Here is a 17529-nt window from a genome sequence, read left to right as displayed (position 1 = left end):
GTGCGCCCCGTTCCTGAGAATCCGTGAGCGGACTATAGCCAGCAGGTAGTACGGCTTGATCCCTCTAAAGTGTGATTTGCAGCCCTCAACCACTCTGGGACAGTCCTTTCGCCAGGCCGACAGGTGTCGGCACGGCAAGGATGGCTGAAATTTACGGTTTGACAAGTCAAGCGCTTGCTTGGTGGGGCTGCCGTGCCCTTTCGGGCACGGCAAAAAGGCCTAAAGCGTGGACAGGAAGGTGCTGTTGTTGCTCTGCCATTCGGTGATATCGACGCGGATGCGCTTTTTGTCGAGCTTGCCGACGCTGGTCTTGGGAATTTCCGTAACAAGGGCGATCTGGCTCGGGATCGCCCACTTGCTCAAGTGCCCCAGCTCGACGAACGGCTTGAGGTGCTCCTTGAGTTCGCGAGCCCCGATCTCATGCCCTTCTCGAACCACCAGCAAGGCAAACGGCCGCTCACCCCACTGCGGATCGGGGATGCCGACCACTGCTACTTCGCGTACCGCCACGTGACGGCTGATGAGGTCTTCCAGGTCCAGGGAGGAGATCCATTCGCCACCAGTCTTGATCACGTCCTTGATGCGATCACGGATGTCGATGAAGCCCATGTTGTCCAGCGTGGCGACGTCGCCGGTGTGCAGCCAGCCGCCGGCCCAGAGCTCGGCGCCCTTCTGCGGCTCGTTGAAATAGCCCTCGGTGAGCCACGGCGCGCGCAGCACCAGTTCGCCCTGGGTCTCGCCGTCGGCCGGCAGGAAGCGCCCCTCGGTGTCGACGATCGCCGCTTCCACCAGCGGGCCTGGCACGCCGGCCTTGATCCGGTAGGTGGTGCGCTCGTCTTCGCTGCCGGCCATCAGTTCCTCATTGAGGTGGGCGCAAGACACCAGCGGGCCGGTTTCCGACATGCCATAGGCGGCAGTGAGCTGGATGCCCCGCGCCTTGGCCGCTTCGTACAGGCTGCGATTCAGGGCGCTGCCGCCGATGACGATCTTCCAGCCGCCGAAATCGGTGTCCTGGGCGCCCTTGGCGTTGAGGACCATTTGCAGGATGGTTGGCACGCAATGGGAAAAGGTGACCTTTTCCTTGCGCCACAGCTGGACCAGGAATTCGGGATCGTAGCGCCCCGGGTAGACCTGCTTGAGCCCGAGCATGGTCGCGACATAGGGCAGGCCCCAGGCATGGACGTGGAACATCGGCGTGATCGGCATGTACACGTCGTTGGTGCCCAGCAGCCGCACGCTGTCGATGGCCCCCATGATGGTCGCCACGCCCATGGTGTGCAGCACCAGTTGCCGATGGGTGAAGTAAACGCCCTTGGGGTTGCCCGTGGTGCCGGTGGTGTAGAACGTGGTGGCGACGGAGTTTTCGTCGAAATCCTGGAAGTCGTAGGTGGGCGCCGCGGCGGCCAGCAATTGCTCGTATTCACCCACCAGGTTCGGCAGCTCGGCAGTTTTTTCCGGCAGGTCGGTCAGCAGCAGGGTCTTGTCCACCGTGGTCAGGTGCCCGGCTATCGCCTGGTACAAGCCGACGAACTCGCTGTTGACCAGCACGAAGCGGTCCTCGGCGTGGTTCATGGTGTAGACGATCTGCTCCGGTGACAGGCGCACGTTGATGGTGTGGATCACCGCGCCGATCATCGGGATCGCGAACATGCATTCCAGGTAGCGATGGCTGTCCCAGTCCATCACCGCCACGGTATCGCCAGCCTTGACCCCCGCCTCGGTCAATACGTTGGCCAGGCGCGCGACCCGTTCGATCAGCGTCGGATAGCTGTAGCGCAACTGGTCGCGGTAGATGATCTCGCGGGTTTTCTCGTAACGCGTACCGGACATCAGCAGCCGCTTGATCAGCAGCGGGTATTGATAGGCGCCTTCGGCTGGGGGAATAACGCGAGTCTGCAACATAAGAGTCCCTTTTCTGACTGCACGGTCTTGGCTGGAAGCAAGCACTCTAGAGCGCTTGTACACAGATCAAATCAGCCAAAGGAATGATTTGATCCGCGCGCAAATACTAGCCTTGAGCCATCTCGCCCCCAGGTTTTCGCAAGCATGGCGCAACCAAACCTTGTCTCATCGGGATCCAACAGCGAGCACAGGTATCCGCTTGTTACAAAAACCTGCGGGGAAATGCCCTGGCAGGTCTCCAGCATGCCACCACTTTTTGACAGAAAATGTCGATCGTGGCCCCTTCCATCCGCGTGGAAGCGATCAAAGGACAGCGCGCAACGGTCAATGCGCTTCGGTAAACGCCAGCTTCACCCCAATGGCGACGAGCACCGCGCCCATGGTCCGGTCGAACCAGTGGCCCATGCGCGCAAAACCGGCGCGCACCCGTTGCTGGCTGAACAGCAGCGCCACCAGGCAGAACCAGGCGGCCGTCGCCACCGCCAGGTACACACCGTAACCGGCCTGGACGGCCAACGGCGTGTGTGGGTTGATCACCACGGTGAACAGCGACAGGAAAAACAGCGTCGCCTTGGGGTTCAGGCCATTGGTGACGAAGCCCGAGGTGAACGCGCCGCGAGGAGTACGTTCACCGGCCTCCTTGTGCAGGTTGTCCTCGGTGGGCTTGGCCGGTTGCGCCCGCAGTGCCTTGAAGCCGATGTACAGCAGGTACGCAGCGGCGGCCCATTTCAGCGCGTTGAACAGCACGATCGATTGCGACACGATCAGGCCGATACCCAACAGCGAATACCCGACATGCAGGAAAATCGCCGTGCCGACGCCCAGCGCCGTCCAGGTCCCGGCACGCCGGCCATGGGTCACGCTTTCGCGCACCACCACGGCAAAATCCGGCCCGGGGCTGGCAACGGCCAGCAGGTGGATCAGGGCGACGGTGAGGAATTCGGTGAGGTACATGGTGGAGCTCCTTGCGACAATCTTTTGTTGGATGAAATCCCGTGGCGAGGGAGCTTGCTCCCGCTCGACTGCATAGCAGTCGCATGCCGTGTACTGGGGCCTGCTTCGCAGGCCAGCGGGAGCAAGCTCCCTCGCCACGGATACACACCGCCACAGCCGCATTTCATCTGATAGGCTCGCCACATTACGCCTTCGATTCTTGAGATAAAAGGTACAGCTGATGACGAACACCGCCCGCGCAGTCTTCCTCGACCACCCTTCCCTGGACCTCGGCGACCTGGACCTGGCCCCGCTGCGCAACTGCTTCAGCGACCTGCAACTGTTCGCCCGGACCACGCCGGAGCAGGTCATCGAGCGACTCAAGGGCGCCACCGTGGCGATCACCAACAAAATCGTGATCGATGCACAGGCCATGGCGGCCAGCCCCGAACTGAAGCTGATCCTGATCAGCGCCACCGGCACCAACAATGTCGACCTGGCCGCCGCCCGCAGCCATGGCATCACGGTGTGCAATTGCCAGGGTTACGGCACACCGTCGGTGGCCCAGCACACCATCATGCTGTTGCTGAACCTGGCGACGCGCCTGGCCGATTATCAAAAAGCGGTGGGTGAAGGTCGCTGGCAACAGGCTTCGCAGTTCTGCCTGCTGGACTATCCGATTGTCGAGCTGGCAGGCAAGACCCTGGGTTTGCTGGGCCATGGTGAATTGGGCAGCGCCGTCGGGCGGCTGGCCGAAGCCTTTGGCATGCGTGTGCTGCTGGGGCAGATCCCCGGGCGCCCGGCCCGCCCCGACCGCTTGCCGCTGGAGCAGTTGTTGCCGCAAGTCGATGCCTTGACCCTGCACTGCCCGCTCAACGAGCACACGCGGAACTTCATCGGCGCTCGCGAACTGGCGCAGCTCAAGCCCGGCGCATTCGTGGTCAACACCGCCCGTGGCGGCCTGATCGACGAACAGGCCCTGGCCGAAGCCCTGCGCAACGGTCACTTGGGGGGCGCCGCCACCGACGTGCTCAGCGTGGAGCCGCCGGCCCAAGGCAACCCGCTGCTGGCCGGCGATATTCCACGCTTGATTGTCACACCGCACAACGCCTGGGGCAGCCGCGAGGCGCGGCAACGGATCGTCGGGCAAATGAGTGAAAACGCCCAGGGCTTTTTCAGCGGTACAGCGCGGCGTGTCGTCAGTTGATAAACTGCCGCACTTTTTTTTACCCGCTTTATCAAGGAGCAGACCATGGATCCGCGCAGTGAAGTACTGCTTCGTCAGGCCGAGTTATTCCGGGGTTCGGTGTTGTTGGCCGGCCTGCCCGCCGACGATCTGCTCGGCCGTTTGCCAGAGGCCCATGGCTGGTGCTGGCATGCCGGCGATCAGGCGGCGCTGGACGCTCGCTTTCCCGAGCGCAGCCACTTTGGCGTGACCGTGCCCGAGCGTGGGTTCGACACCGCCGTGGTGTTCCTGCCCAAGGCCAAGGACCTGACCGACTACCTCCTCAATGCCGTGGCCGCGCGCCTGGCCGGTCGCGAGGTGTACCTGGTGGGGGAAAAACGCAGCGGCATCGAAGGCGCGTCCAAGCAGCTCAACCCGTTCGGCAAGCCACGCAAGCTCGACAGTGCGCGGCATTGCCAACTGTGGCAAGTCACCGTCGCCAACGCGCCCGAGGCCAAGCCCCTGGAAAGCCTGGCCCAGACCTACGAATTGCCCCTGGCCGAAGGCCCGCTGAAAGTCATCAGCTTGCCGGGGGTGTTCAGCCACGGTCGCCTGGATCGCGGCAGTGCGCTGCTGTTGGAACACCTGGATAAACTGCCCAGCGGGCACTTGCTCGACTTCGGCTGCGGTGCCGGGGTGCTGGGGGCGGCGGTCAAGCGGCGCTACCCGCACAACACCGTCACCCTGTTGGACGTGGACGCATTCGCCGCCGCCAGCAGTCGCCTGACCCTGGCTGCCAACGGTCTGGAAGCCGAGGTGCTGACTGGTGATGGGATCGACGCCGCGCCGATGGGTTTGAGCGCGATTTTGAGCAACCCGCCATTCCATGTCGGCGTGCATACCGACTACCACGCAACGGAAAACCTGCTGCGAAAAGCGGCCAAACATCTGAAAAATGGTGGCGAACTGCGTTTGGTGGCGAACAGTTTCCTCAAGTACCAACCGCTGATCGAAGAGCATCTGGGCGTGTGTGCGATCAAGGCCGAGGGCCAGGGTTTTCGCATCTACCGGGCCAAGCGCGGCTGAAACCTTTTTTAAAAAACAGCACTTGCCCAATCGGATTTGCCTAGGCAGAATCCGCTCCGTCCTAGGGGAGTAGTCTCCCGCGAGCCCCATGCTCGCCCGGCATACGTCAACATACTTGGTCAGCAGACCATGGCGTATGCGGCCCAAGCGTCCACGCAGATGGTCGCTGGGTTTGACAAGACCTATGACACGCACACCTTACCCGGGGCGGGAAGGCTGTACGTGTCATAGCCGTGTCGACCCGCCCCTTTAGGAATTCCTGATGCTGGACTCACTCCTCGTACCTACCGCTATCGTTGCGCTGGCCGAAATTGGCGACAAGACGCAATTGCTCGCACTTATCCTGGCCGCTCGCTTTCGCAAACCCTGGCCGATCATCGCCGGCATCATTGCCGCAACACTCGCCAACCATGCAGCCGCCGGGGCAGTAGGGGCCTGGGTCAGTGGATTTTTCTCCGATGCGGTGCTGCACTGGATACTGGCGGCAAGCTTCACCGCCACGGCGCTGTGGACCCTGGTCCCGGACAAACTGGACGATGAGGAAGCGAACACGGCCCGCAAGTTCGGGCCATTCCTGACCACGCTCATTGCGTTCTTCCTCGCGGAAATCGGCGACAAGACGCAGATCGCCACGGTGATGCTCGCCGCGCAATACCCGGAGTTGTGGTTGGTCATCATCGGCACCACCGTGGGCATGTTGATTACCAACGTGCCGGTGGTCCTGGCGGGCAATTTCGCCGCCGAGAAACTGCCCCTGGCCCTGATCCGCCGCCTAGCCGCCTCGGCATTCTTCGTCCTGGCGATCGTGGCGGTGTACAAGGCGATGCAGAGCAGCGGGTGGGTTTGATCAGGTTGATGCAGGTTCTGTGGCGAGGGAGCTTGCTCCCGCTGGGTTGCGAAGCAGCCCTAAGCTTTTGCGGCCGCTACGCGACCGAGCGGGAGCAAGCTCCCTCACCACAAAAAACAGCTTTTACCGCATGACGATGCTTACTTCTTGGCCTGCTGATAAAGCGGCATCACCTTCGGAATCGCCGCCTGCAATGAAGCGATACGGCTGCTCGACGACGGGTGGGTGCTCATGAACTCCGGTGGCGCGCCTTCCGAGGCCTTGGCCATCTTGTTCCACAAGGTGATCGCCGCGTTCGGGTCGTAGCCGGCGCGGGCGGCCAGTTCGAGGCCGATCAGGTCGGCTTCGTTCTCGTTACCACGGCTGTTGGGCAAGGTCATGCCATAGTTGGCGACGGTGTCGGCCAACGCCAGGCTGTCCTGGCCCAGGCCGAACAAGGCACCAGCGCCCTGCTTGGCCATCTCGATACCATAGGCCTTGGACATCGCTTCGCGCCCGTGCTCGCGCAGGGCGTGGGCGATTTCGTGGCCCATGATCGCGGCGATTTCAGCGTCGGTCAGCTTCAACTGGTCGATCAGGCCGGTGTAGAACATGATCTTGCCGCCAGGGCCGCAATTGGCGTTGAGCTCGTCGCTCTTGATCAGGTTCACTTCCCAGTTCCACTGGGCCGAATCCGGGCGGAACATCGGCGCCTGGGCAATCAAGCGATCGGCAATGACCTGGATGCGCTTGGCATCGTTGCTGGTCTTGTCCAGCGCACCCTGGGCCTTGGCCTCGCCCATCGTCTTTTGATAGGACTGGGCGTACATCTGGTTGACCTGATCGGTCGACAGCATGCTGAACATGTACTGCTTGCGTTCCACGCCCACGGCTCCGCCGCTGGTGGTATTGACCGACTGGCAACCGGTGAGCAGCAGCGCCGCGCTCAGAGCACTCACCATCAATGTCTTGTTCATGTAAAAAAGCTCCCTGGAAACGTGGGCGTATCCTAGGCCTTGATCTGTATCAGCGCCAGATACATAACGAAGGATTACAGGTTTTTCGGACAGACCCCACCCAGTCCATTTGCGACACCTACGCAGCTAAAACAGTCACCCGACGAACAGCGCCTCATGCCGCGCCACAGAAACGCCGATAACGGCTCCAGACGTCATTTCCGCGTCCGGAGCCTTTATGAAATTCAGATCGATCCAGTTTTCCGTGGCCGCCCTGGCCGGTGCCATCGTGCTCAGCGTGGTGGGCGCCCTCGTGCTGTACGCGTTGTTTGTCGGCGCGCGCACCCAGGACATGGTGCAACAGCGGACCAAGGCCCAGTTCGAACAACTCATCGAACAACGTCTCACTGCCCTGGCCCGCACCCAGGCGAGCCTGATCCAGCGGGAGCTGGAAGCCCCGCTACTGCTCGCCCGCGGCCTGGCCACCAGCAACGCCTTGATGGGCATGAACGGCACGGACGGCAACCCGCAATTGAAGGTGCCCCGCGAGCAAATGATCAGCCTGTTGCGCGAAACCGTGGTGCGCAACCCGAAGATCCTCGGTGCCTACATCGCCTGGGAACCGAACGCCATCGACCACGACGACGCCAACTATGTGAACAGCCAGGTGGTGGGCATGGAAACCAACGGGCGTTTCCTGCCGTGGTGGTTCCGTAACCAGGACGGCTCCCTGGGCCTGGAAAAACTCGCCGACGTGACCGACCAGAAACTACTGTCCACCGGCATCCGCGCCAGTGAGTACTACCTGTGCTCCCAGGACAGCAAGAAAGCCTGCGTGATCGACCCGGCGCCCTATCGCGTTGGCAGCACGATGACCATGCTCGCCTCGTTCATCGAACCGATCATGATCGATGGCCAGTTCCAGGGCATCGTCGGCGCCGACCTGTCGGTGAACTTCATCCAGGACATGCTCGTGGCCGCCGATGGCAAGTTGTACGACGGCGCCGGGGAAATGGCCTTGCTCTCCAGCAACAATCGACTGGTGGCCTTCACCAAGGACCCGAGCAAACTCGGAGAAAAGGCCAGCGACCTGCTGGACGCCAGTGCACTGGATAACCTCGCCAAGCTGGGCGTCGGCGAAGTGCGCTATGACATCGACGAAGCACACGGGCATATCGAGGTGTACATGCCGTTCGGCATCGGCGAGACCAACGCCCGCTGGACGCTGATGTTGCAGCTGCCACTGAACGCGGTCATGGCCGACCTGCAAGCGCTGCAGAAAGACCTCGACCACCAGCGCCAGGCCGATATCTTCGGCATGGCGATAGTGGGCCTGGTGATTGCCGGCATCGGTCTGCTGGTGATCTGGCTGGTGGGCCACGGCATTGCCCGACCACTCAAGCAAATGGTGGCGATGCTCGATGACATCGCCCAGGGCGAAGGCGACCTGACCCGCCGCCTGGTGAGCGACCGCGCCGATGAGCTGGGGGCGATCGCCAGGGGTTTCAATACCTTCCTGAGCAAGTTGCAGGGCATGATCACCCAGGTGGTGACCTCGGTGCAGAGCGTCAGCGATTCGTCGGAGCATACCGCCGATATCGCGATCCGCACCAACCAGGGCGTGCACAAGCAGATGTCAGAGATCGATCAAGTCGCCACTGCCGTGCACGAAATGACCGCCACCGCCCAGGACGTGGCCCGCAACGCGACCCAAGCCGCCCAGGCCGCCAGCCATGCAGACCAGGCTGCCAGCCAGGGCATGCAGATCGTGCGGGACACTTCCACCTCCATCGGTGCCCTGGCCGTGGAAATCGGCAAGGCGGTGGGCGTGGTACAGACGCTGGCCAAGGACAGCGAGAACATCAACGCGATCCTCACCGCCATTCGCGGAATCGCCGAGCAGACCAACCTGCTCGCCCTCAACGCCGCCATCGAAGCCGCCCGTGCCGGTGAACAGGGCCGTGGTTTCGCGGTAGTCGCCGATGAAGTGCGCAACCTGGCGCAGAAGACGCAACAGGCGACCGAAGAAATCCAGACGATGATCCAACAGTTGCAACAAGGCACCCGGGATGTGGTGCGGGTGATGGAAGACAGCCAGACCCGCACCGACGAAAGCGTGCAGCATGCGGCGAAAGCGGCCCAGGCCCTGGAAACGATCACCCAGGCCGTGTCGGTGATCAACGACATGAACACCCAGATCGCCAGCGCCGCCGAGGAACAAAGCGCCGTAGCCGACGACATCAACCGTAACGTGATCAACATCGGGCAAGTGGCGAACGAAGTCGCCAGCGGCGCCGACGAATCCAGCGCGGCCAGCGCCGGGTTGACCAAACTGGCGGAGCAGCAGCGGCGGCTGATCAATCAGTTCAGGGTCTGATCCGAAGGCCCCATCGCGAGCACGCTCGCTCCCACAGAGGGATTGGCGGTGGAACGCCGACAGTGCGAACACCCCAAAACAACTGTGGGAGCGAGCTTGCTCGCGATGGCGTCGGTTCAGCCAACATCGAAGCGACTGACACTACGCCTTCGCGGGCAAGCCTGCTCCCACAGGGGATTTGCAGGGTTTCAGAGTTCGCCGAGGGCTTCGATCAGGGCCTGGTTCTGCTCCGGTGTACCGATGCTGATCCGCAGAAATTGGGCAATCCGCTCCTGCTTGAAGTGCCGCACGATCACCCCCTGTTCCCGCAGTTTCGCCGCCAAGCCCGCCGCATCGTGCCGAGGGTGGCGGGCGAAGATGAAGTTGGCCGCCGAGGGCAGCACTTCAAAGCCCTTGGCTTGCAGTTGGGCCACGACCCATTCACGGTGCTCGATGACTAACCGGCAAGTCCGATCGAAATACTCGCGATCATCGAACGCCGCCGCGCCGCCGACATTCGCCAGGCGATCCAGCGGGTAGGAGTTGAAGCTGTTCTTGATCCGCTCCAGCGCTTCGATCAGCTCCGGATGACCCACCGCCAGGCCCACGCGCAGCCCCGCCAGGGAGCGGGACTTGGACAAGGTCTGGGTCACCAGCAGGTTCGGATAGCGATCCACCAGGCTGATGGCCGTCTCGCCGCCGAAGTCGATATAGGCCTCGTCGACCACCACCACCGAATCCGGGTTGGCCTTGAGGATCTGCTCGACCGCTTCCAGCGCCAGCAGGCAGCCGGTCGGCGCGTTCGGGTTGGGGAAAATGATCCCGCCATTGGGTTTGGCGTAGTCTGCCGGGTCGATCTGGAATTGCGCATCCAGCGGCACCGCATCGAACTGAATGCCGTACAGCCCGCAATACACTGGATAGAAGCTGTAGCTGATGTCGGGGAACAACAGCGGCTGGTCATGTTGCAACAGGCCGTGAAAAATGTGCGCCAACACTTCATCCGAGCCATTACCCAGGAACACCTGGTTGCTCTGCACGCCGTAATAGCGGGCCACGGCGCCTTTGAGCAGGTCACTGTTGGGATCCGGATACAGGCGCAGGTTGTCGTTCAGCTCGGTCTGCATCGCCGCCAGGGCCTTGGGCGATGGGCCGTAGGGATTCTCGTTGGTGTTGAGCTTGACCAACCGGGTCAGCTTCGGCTGTTCACCCGGCACGTAGGGCACCAGGTTCTTGACGAACGGGCTCCAGAATTTACTCATTTCAGTTCCCCTGCCCTTCAATGGATGGCTCGTCAAGAATGCGGTACTCGGCACTGCGCGCGTGGGCGCTCAGCGATTCGCCACGGGCCAGCACCGAAGCGGTCTTGCCCAGTTCGGAGGCACCCTGCTCGGAGCAGAAGATGATCGACGAACGTTTCTGGAAGTCATACACCCCCAGCGGCGACGAGAAGCGCGCGGTACCGGAGGTCGGCAACACGTGGTTGGGGCCCGCGCAGTAATCGCCCAGGGCCTCGCTGGTGTGGCGCCCCATGAAGATCGCACCCGCGTGACGAATCTGCGGCAACCAGGCCTGCGGGTCGGCGACCGACAACTCCAGGTGTTCCGGCGCGATACGGTTGGCGACTTCGATGGCCTGCTCCATGTCGCGGACATGGATCAGCGCCCCACGGCCGTTGATCGAGGTGTTGATGATTTCGGCGCGGTCCATGGTCGGCAGCAGCTTGTCGATGCTGGCGGCGACCTTGTCGAGGAACTCGGCGTCCGGGCTGACCAGGATCGCCTGGGCGTCTTCGTCGTGCTCGGCCTGGGAAAACAGGTCCATGGCGATCCAGTCCGGATCGGTCTGGCCATCGCACACCACGAGGATTTCCGAAGGGCCGGCGATCATGTCGATGCCGACCTGGCCAAACACGTGGCGCTTGGCGGTGGCGACATAGATGTTGCCCGGCCCGACCACCTTGTCGACCCGCGGCACGCTTTCGGTGCCATAGGCCAGCGCAGCCACGGCCTGGGCACCGCCAATGGTGAACACCCGGTCCACGCCGGCAATGCAAGCGGCGGCCAGCACCAGCTCGTTGATTTCACCCCGCGGGGTCGGGACGACCATGACCACTTCGGTCACGCCGGCGACCTTGGCCGGGATCGCGTTCATCAGCACCGAGGACGGATAGGACGCCTTGCCACCCGGCACGTACAGGCCGGCGCGGTCCAGCGGCGTGACCTTCTGGCCCAGCACCGTGCCGTCGGCTTCGGTGTAGCTCCAGGAGTCCTGTTTCTGCCTTTCGTGATAGTCGCGCACCCGCGACGCGGCTTTTTCCAGGGCTTCGCGCTGGGGCACGGTGATCCGGGTCAGGGCCAGTTCCAGGCGCTCGCGCGGCAGGATCAGGTCGGCCATGGACGCCACTTGCAGGCCGTCGAACTTCTGGGTGAATTCCACCAGGGCGGCATCGCCACGCTCGCGCACAGCCTTGATGATGTCCAGCACCCGCTGATTGACCGAGTCGTCAGACACGCTTTCCCAGCTCAGCAGATGATCCAGATGATGTGCGAAATCCGGGTCGACAGCGTTGAGACGGCGAATCGAAGTGGGAGCGGTCATAGCGAAGGCCTCATTAATGGCAAATGCTCAGGCGCCCTAAGCTACCAGTCCATTCGCGTGGGCACCTGAGAAAATTGGCTATGACACGGATAGACGGGCGCGACTCAAGGTCGCGCAGGTGAATCAGCCGCGGTGTCGCGATTCCACTGCCTTGCGCAGGGTATCGATCAGAGCCTGGATACGGGCGTGCTGCATTTTCATCGAAGCCTTGTTGACGATCAGCCGGGAGGTGATGTCGGCGATGAAATCCTGGGGTTCCAGGCCATTGGCCCGCAGGGTGTTGCCCGTGTCGACCACGTCGATGATCTTGTCCGCCAGGCCGATCAGTGGCGCCAGTTCCATCGAACCGTACAACTTGATGATATCGACCTGACGGCCCTGCTCGGCGTAATAACGCTTGGCAATGTTGACGAACTTGGTCGCCACGCGCAAACGCCCCTTGGGCTCCGGCGCGCCGACTTTACCGGCGGTCATCAGCTTGCAGCGGGCGATCTGCAGGTCCAGGGGCTCGTACAGGCCCTGGCCGCCGTATTCCATCAGCACGTCCTTGCCGGCAACGCCCAGGTCGGCGGCGCCATGTTCCACGTAGGTCGGCACATCGGTGGCACGCACGATCAGCAAGCGCACGTCGGCCTGGGTCGTGGGGATGATCAGCTTGCGGCTCTTGTCCGGATTCTCGGTCGGCACGATGCCCGCTTCAGCCAGAAGCGGCAGGGTGTCGTCAAGGATGCGGCCCTTGGACAGTGCGATGGTCAACATGGGAAACGTCAGTCCTTATCAAGGTACTCATGCCCGGTCGCAAGCGGCGCCAGACACACATCGAGGGTGCAACCACCCTCGATAAAACGAAATCAACGGACGCGTCCCTGCGCCCATGCAGCCGGAACTAGCCCGGCACGCGGCGGATCTTGGCGCCGAGCATCTGCAGTTTCTCTTCGATGCACTCATAACCACGGTCGATGTGGTAGATGCGATCGATCAGGGTATCGCCTTCGGCAACCAGGGCCGAGATGACCAGGCTGGCCGAGGCCCGCAGGTCGGTGGCCATCACTGGCGCGCCCTTGAGCTTCTCGGTGCCGGTCACGATGGCCGTGTTGCCTTCCACCTGGATCTTGGCGCCCATGCGGTGCAGTTCGTAGACGTGCATGAAACGGTTTTCGAAGATCGTCTCGATCACCGCACCCGTGCCTTCGGCAATGGCGTTGAGGGAGATGAACTGCGCCTGCATGTCGGTCGGGAACGCCGGGTACGGAGCGGTCCGCACGTTGACGGCTTTTGGCCGCTTGCCGTGCATGTTCACTTCGATCCAGTCTTCGCCGCAGGTGACTTCGGCACCGGCTTCCTTGAGTTTCTCCAGGACGGCTTCAAGGATGGTCGGATCGGTGTCCTTGACCTTGACGCGGCCACCGGTGACCGCAGCGGCCACCAGGTAGGTGCCGGTTTCGATCCGGTCCGGCATCACTTTGTAGGTGGCCGAATGCAGGCGCTCGACGCCATCGATGGTGATGGTATCGGTGCCAGCGCCGCTGATCTTGGCGCCCATGGCGATCAGGAAGTTCGCCAGGTCGACCACTTCAGGCTCGCGTGCGGCGTTTTGCAGCACGCTACGGCCCTTGGCCAGTGCGGCGGCCATCATGATGTTCTCGGTCCCGGTCACACTGACGGTATCGAAGAAGAAGTGCGCGCCGCGCAAGCCGCCTTCCGGCGCCTTGGCCTTGATGTAGCCGCCTTCGACGTCGATTACCGCGCCCATGGCTTCCAGGCCGCGAATGTGCAGGTCCACCGGGCGCGAGCCAATGGCGCAACCGCCAGGCAAGGCGACTTCGGCTTCACCGAAACGGGCGACCATCGGGCCCAGTACCAGGATCGACGCACGCATGGTCTTCACCAGCTCGTACGGGGCGACCAGGGTCTTGATGGTGCGCGGGTCGATCTCGACGCTGAGCTTCTCGTCGATCACCGGCTCGATGCCCATGCGGCCGAACAGCTCGATCATCGTGGTGATGTCGTGCAGGTGCGGCAGGTTGGCCACGGTCACCGGGCCATCGCACAGCAGGGTCGCGGCCAGGATCGGCAGGGCGGAGTTCTTTGCCCCGGAAATACGGATTTCGCCATCAAGACGAACGCCGCCGGTAATAATCAGTTTATCCATAAGAATCTCGAGGCCCTTGGGCTCAGGTGCGCTCGGCCCAGGCCGCGCTGCTGAAAAATTTCATCGTGACCGCGTGGATGCTGCCATCGGCGATCCATGGGTTCAAATGGGCATAGATGCTCTGCTGACGCTTCACTGGGCTCAACGCCGCCAGTTCATCGCTGATCACGTTCAGTTGGAAGTTGCAGCCTTCGCCTTCGACTTCCACCTGCGTACCAGGCAGCTTTCCTTCTAGGAAGCTCTTTACTTCTACAGCCTGCATGCTCAACCTCAATCGGCGCCCTGTGCGCGCGGGTCGCACATCATACAAAAAAGCCCCGCGCCTGCGAACCCCGCGAAGCAGGACTCTGACGAGTAACGCTGGCCACTTGCTTGCGTGAATCATCATGGCGAGGGCGCTTGCTCCCGCCTGGCTGCAAAGCTGTCCCAATAAAAGCAGGGGCCGCTGCGCGGCCAGCGGGAGCAAGCTCCCTCGCCACAATGGGTCAGGGGTGCGCCAACAACTCGGTCAGTTCGCTGACCTGGGCTATTTCGCGCATGTCTTCGGGCATCCCACGGATGCTCCACGTTTTGCCGGCAGCCTTGGCGTCCCGCATGAAGCACAGCAGCAGCGACAGGCCGACGCTGCTGGACTTCTGCACCGCCGAGCAGTCAATGACCACCTCGGCGGCACTGATGGACTTGATCAGCGCCTGGCCCTCCTTGCGCAGGGCCGGGCCCGTGCGGTAATCCAGCACGCCACTGAGCATCAGCACGCCAGCCTCACCCAGACGAACGGCCGATTCACTCACCGACTCGATCATTGCGCCTGCTTCTCTTCGGCTTCTTCGGCCACTTCCTTGGCCTTGGCGACCTCACCGGCCCAACCGTTGATGGTCTTGTCCAGATCGTTGCCATTGCGCTGCATCGCGTCGGCGAACTGATCGCGGAACAGCTTGCCGATGTTGATGCCATTGATGATCACGTTGCGCACCTTCCACTCGTCGTTGATTTTCTCGAGAGTGTAGGAGACAGGGTAGATCGCGCCGTTGTTACCCTTGACCTGCATGTCGACGCTGGTGCGGGTGCCACTTTCGTCCTTGGCCGGCGAAACGGTGATGCCCTGGTTGTTGTACTCAAGCAAGGCGTTGCCATAGAACTGCATCAGGCTGCGCTTGAAGTTCTCCTGGAAACGAGTCATCTGTGCCGGACTCGCCTTGCGCGAGTACTTGACGGTCATGATGCTCCTGGAGATGCCGTCGGCGTCCACAACGGGGCCGACGATGCCGTTCAGCGCGTCATAGAACGCACTCGGGTCCTGCTTGTACTTCTCTTTGTTGGCGGAAAGGTCCGCCAACAGCCGGGTCGTCGTGTCCTGGATGATGTCATGGGCCGAAGGCGCAGCCACGGCGTTAGCCATCAACGGCAGCGCGGCAAGCAGCACCAACAGGCCACGTCGCAAGATAGAGATCATTCAAAAGCTCCTCATTTGGCGTCTTTGCTAACGGTATTGAGCAGGAATTTACCGATCAGGTCCTCGAGCACCAGGGACGACTGCGTGTCGTGGATGACACCACCGTCCTTGAGCACGGTGTCTTCCCCACCCACGCTGATGCCAATGTACTTCTCACCCAGCAGCCCAGCCGTGAGGATAGATGCAGTGGAATCAGTCGGCAGGTTATCCACGCGCTTTTCCAACTGCAGCGTCACCCGACCGGTGAAATCCTCGCGATTCAGATCGATTGCCGTGACCTTGCCGATAGTGACACCGGCCATGGTCACCTTTGCTCTGACCGTCAAACCGGCGATATTGTCAAAGTTGGCATAAAGTTTATAAGTATCGGTGCTTGCCGTCGGCGCCAGTCCACTGACCCGCAGGGCCAGCAACAGCAAAGCCAGGATGCCAGCCAGCAAGAAAAGGCCGACACCGATTTCCAGGGTGCGGTTTTGCATCAGAAATCTCCAAACATCAAGGCGGTCAGAATAAAGTCGAGGCCCAGGACCGCCAACGAGGCGTACACCACGGTCTTGGTTGTGGCACGGCTGATCCCCTCTGACGTGGGCTCACAGTCATAGCCTTGAAACACGGCGATCCAGGTCACGACGAAAGCGAATACGGCACTTTTGATCACGCCATTGAGGACATCGTCGAGGAAGTCGACGCTGTTTTGCATGTTCGACCAGTAGGAACCCTCATAGACCCCAAGCCAGTCGACAGCCACCCACGAGCCGCCCCAGATCCCCACGACGCTGAAAATCATCGCCAGCACCGGCAGGGAAATGAAACCGGCCCACAGGCGCGGGGCAATGATGTACTTGAGCGGGTCGACACCAATCATTTCCAGGCTGGACAACTGCTCGGTGGACTTCATGTTACCGATTTCGGCCGTCAGCGCCGAACCGGCACGCCCGGCGAACAGTAGCGCCGTTACCACGGGGCCGAGCTCACGCAGCAGCGTCAACGCAACCATCTGCCCGACCGCCTGCTCCGAACCGTAGCTGGACAAAATGCTGAAGCCTTGCAGCGCCAGCACCATGCCGATGAAGATCCCGGAGACCACGATGATCACCAGGGACATCACGCCCACCGAGTGCAACTGCTTGACCAGCAGGCCAAAACCGCCGCCCGTCGAGTTGCGACCGAGCAAGGCGTGCATCAGGAACAGCGAGGAGCGGCCCAGTACCGCCACCACGTCGATACCCGAGCGACCAAACAGGCGAATTCTTTCCAACAGTGATTTCTTGCGCATCAGCGCTTCCCCAGCAGATCGGTACGGTAATCCGTGGCCGGAAAATGGAACGCCACCGGCCCGTCCGGATCACCCTTCATGAATTGGCGAATGCGCGGATTGTCAGAATCCGCCAGTTCCTGAGGCGTGCCCTGCCCCAGCACCTGGCTATCGCCAACCACATAGATATAGTCGGCAATGCTCGCGGTTTCGGCCAGGTCGTGGGAGACCACGATGCTGGTGATGCCCAGCGCATCGTTGAGCAGGCGGATCAGGCGCACGAGCACACCCATGGCGATCGGGTCCTGCCCGACGAAGGGTTCGTCGTACATGAGGATCTTCGGATCGAGGGCAATCGCCCGCGCCAGCGCGACCCGCCGCTTCATGCCGCCGGACAGCTCGTCGGGCATCAGGTCGAGGGCGCCCCGCAGCCCGACGGCCTGCAACTTGAGCAGGACGATGTCGCGGATCATCTCTTCCGGCAGCTCGGTATGGACCCGCAACGGGAACGCCACGTTCTCGAACACATCGAGATCGGTAAACAGCGCGCCACTCTGGAACAGCACGCCCATGTGCTTGCGCGCATCGAACAGGTCGCTGCGAGACAACTGGGGAAGATTCTGACCATTGACCCAGACTTCGCCGGCGCTGGGGCGCAGTTGTGCCCCGATCAGCCGCAACAGCGTGGTCTTGCCACACCCGGAAGGCCCCATGATGCCGGTGACCTTGCCGCGCGGAATGCGAATATCGATGTCATTGAAAATGCTGCGCGTCCCTCGCTTGAAGGACAGTCCCTTCAGCTCGACCGCGTAGGCGTTGTCGGCACTCATCTAAACTCCTTGCG

General features: G+C 62.0%; 17 protein-coding genes, 1 pseudogene and 1 riboswitch. Of the genes and pseudogenes, 5 read left to right on the top strand and 13 right to left on the bottom strand.

Features of this window, described 5'->3' with window-relative positions; translation table 11 throughout:
• Nucleotides 1-219: 219 nt before the first annotated feature.
• Both BLO97_RS23075 and BLO97_RS23070 read right to left on the bottom strand, forming a co-directional pair.
• Entirely contained in the window at nucleotides 220-1902 is a 1683-nt protein-coding gene (locus tag BLO97_RS23075; RefSeq protein WP_063322897.1) for a fatty acid--CoA ligase, read from the bottom strand.
• Nucleotides 1903-2226: 324 nt separating this feature from the next.
• Nucleotides 2227-2856, bottom strand: coding sequence for a LysE family translocator (locus BLO97_RS23070; protein WP_072346960.1), 630 nt, complete (start codon nucleotides 2854-2856; stop codon nucleotides 2227-2229).
• A 220-nt stretch (nucleotides 2857-3076) separates the two neighbouring features.
• On the opposite strand from BLO97_RS23070, the gene BLO97_RS23065 reads away from it, so the two are divergent.
• The 3 genes from BLO97_RS23065 (at nucleotide 3077) to BLO97_RS23055 (ending at nucleotide 5933) form a co-directional block, all read left to right on the top strand.
• Complete coding sequence (locus BLO97_RS23065; protein ID WP_092149014.1) at nucleotides 3077-4042, top strand: 2-hydroxyacid dehydrogenase; 966 nt, start codon at nucleotides 3077-3079, stop codon at nucleotides 4040-4042.
• A 45-nt stretch (nucleotides 4043-4087) separates the two neighbouring features.
• On the top strand, nucleotides 4088-5086 hold the full coding sequence (locus BLO97_RS23060; protein ID WP_092149016.1) for a class I SAM-dependent methyltransferase: 999 nt from the start codon (nucleotides 4088-4090) through the stop codon (nucleotides 5084-5086).
• Nucleotides 5087-5138: 52 nt separating this feature from the next.
• Nucleotides 5139-5259: riboswitch (yybP-ykoY riboswitch) on the top strand.
• Between the two features lie 89 nt (nucleotides 5260-5348).
• On the top strand, nucleotides 5349-5933 hold the full coding sequence (locus tag BLO97_RS23055; protein WP_092348350.1) for a TMEM165/GDT1 family protein: 585 nt from the start codon (nucleotides 5349-5351) through the stop codon (nucleotides 5931-5933).
• Between the two features lie 140 nt (nucleotides 5934-6073).
• Here the strand turns inward: BLO97_RS23055 and BLO97_RS23050 are convergent, their stop codons facing one another.
• Nucleotides 6074-6889: a M48 family metallopeptidase gene (locus BLO97_RS23050; protein ID WP_092149017.1), complete on the bottom strand. Its 816-nt coding sequence runs from the start codon at nucleotides 6887-6889 to the stop codon at nucleotides 6074-6076.
• A 217-nt stretch (nucleotides 6890-7106) separates the two neighbouring features.
• On the opposite strand from BLO97_RS23050, the pseudogene BLO97_RS32405 reads away from it, so the two are divergent.
• Nucleotides 7107-8387: pseudogene (locus BLO97_RS32405) on the top strand (HAMP domain-containing protein); the annotation flags it as partial.
• 15 nt (nucleotides 8388-8402) lie between these two features.
• On the top strand, nucleotides 8403-9245 hold the full coding sequence (locus BLO97_RS32400; RefSeq protein WP_371914905.1) for a methyl-accepting chemotaxis protein: 843 nt from the start codon (nucleotides 8403-8405) through the stop codon (nucleotides 9243-9245).
• 188 nt (nucleotides 9246-9433) lie between these two features.
• Here the strand turns inward: BLO97_RS32400 and hisC are convergent, their stop codons facing one another.
• From hisC to BLO97_RS22995, 10 genes are all read right to left on the bottom strand, one after another.
• Nucleotides 9434-10486, bottom strand: coding sequence for a histidinol-phosphate transaminase (gene hisC, locus BLO97_RS23040; RefSeq protein WP_063322904.1), 1053 nt, complete (start codon nucleotides 10484-10486; stop codon nucleotides 9434-9436).
• Nucleotide 10487: 1 nt separating this feature from the next.
• Nucleotides 10488-11825: a histidinol dehydrogenase gene (gene hisD, locus BLO97_RS23035; protein ID WP_063322905.1), complete on the bottom strand. Its 1338-nt coding sequence runs from the start codon at nucleotides 11823-11825 to the stop codon at nucleotides 10488-10490.
• Nucleotides 11826-11948: 123 nt separating this feature from the next.
• Nucleotides 11949-12584 carry an ATP phosphoribosyltransferase gene (hisG, locus tag BLO97_RS23030; protein WP_003197870.1) on the bottom strand — a complete coding sequence of 212 codons (636 nt, stop codon included), beginning with the start codon at nucleotides 12582-12584 and terminating at the stop codon, nucleotides 11949-11951.
• A 127-nt stretch (nucleotides 12585-12711) separates the two neighbouring features.
• Nucleotides 12712-13977, bottom strand: a complete 1266-nt coding sequence (murA, locus tag BLO97_RS23025; protein ID WP_003197868.1) for a UDP-N-acetylglucosamine 1-carboxyvinyltransferase — start codon at nucleotides 13975-13977, stop codon at nucleotides 12712-12714.
• Between the two features lie 22 nt (nucleotides 13978-13999).
• Complete coding sequence (locus tag BLO97_RS23020; protein WP_007953556.1) at nucleotides 14000-14239, bottom strand: BolA family protein; 240 nt, start codon at nucleotides 14237-14239, stop codon at nucleotides 14000-14002.
• A 223-nt stretch (nucleotides 14240-14462) separates the two neighbouring features.
• The gene (locus BLO97_RS23015) at nucleotides 14463-14768 is read right to left on the bottom strand and encodes an STAS domain-containing protein (RefSeq protein ID WP_063325164.1); all 306 of its coding nucleotides are present in this window, start codon (nucleotides 14766-14768) and stop codon (nucleotides 14463-14465) included.
• 8 nt (nucleotides 14769-14776) lie between these two features.
• A complete protein-coding gene (locus BLO97_RS23010; RefSeq protein WP_063322906.1) occupies nucleotides 14777-15430 on the bottom strand; it encodes an MlaC/ttg2D family ABC transporter substrate-binding protein in 654 nt (217 codons plus the stop codon).
• A gap of 11 nt (nucleotides 15431-15441) precedes the next feature.
• Nucleotides 15442-15909: an outer membrane lipid asymmetry maintenance protein MlaD gene (mlaD, locus tag BLO97_RS23005; protein WP_003178020.1), complete on the bottom strand. Its 468-nt coding sequence runs from the start codon at nucleotides 15907-15909 to the stop codon at nucleotides 15442-15444.
• Nucleotides 15909-16706 carry a lipid asymmetry maintenance ABC transporter permease subunit MlaE gene (mlaE, locus tag BLO97_RS23000; RefSeq protein ID WP_046063856.1) on the bottom strand — a complete coding sequence of 266 codons (798 nt, stop codon included), beginning with the start codon at nucleotides 16704-16706 and terminating at the stop codon, nucleotides 15909-15911. The genes mlaD and mlaE overlap by 1 nt, the downstream gene beginning before the upstream one ends.
• Entirely contained in the window at nucleotides 16706-17515 is an 810-nt protein-coding gene (locus BLO97_RS22995) for an ATP-binding cassette domain-containing protein (protein WP_072346979.1), read from the bottom strand. The genes mlaE and BLO97_RS22995 overlap by 1 nt, the downstream gene beginning before the upstream one ends.
• Between the last annotated feature and the right edge of the window lie 14 nt (nucleotides 17516-17529).

The organism is Pseudomonas sp. NFACC05-1 (genome assembly GCF_900100135.1).
Lineage (GTDB): Bacteria > Pseudomonadota > Gammaproteobacteria > Pseudomonadales > Pseudomonadaceae > Aquipseudomonas > Aquipseudomonas fluorescens_Q.
This window is presented reverse-complemented; position numbering and strand designations above follow the sequence as displayed.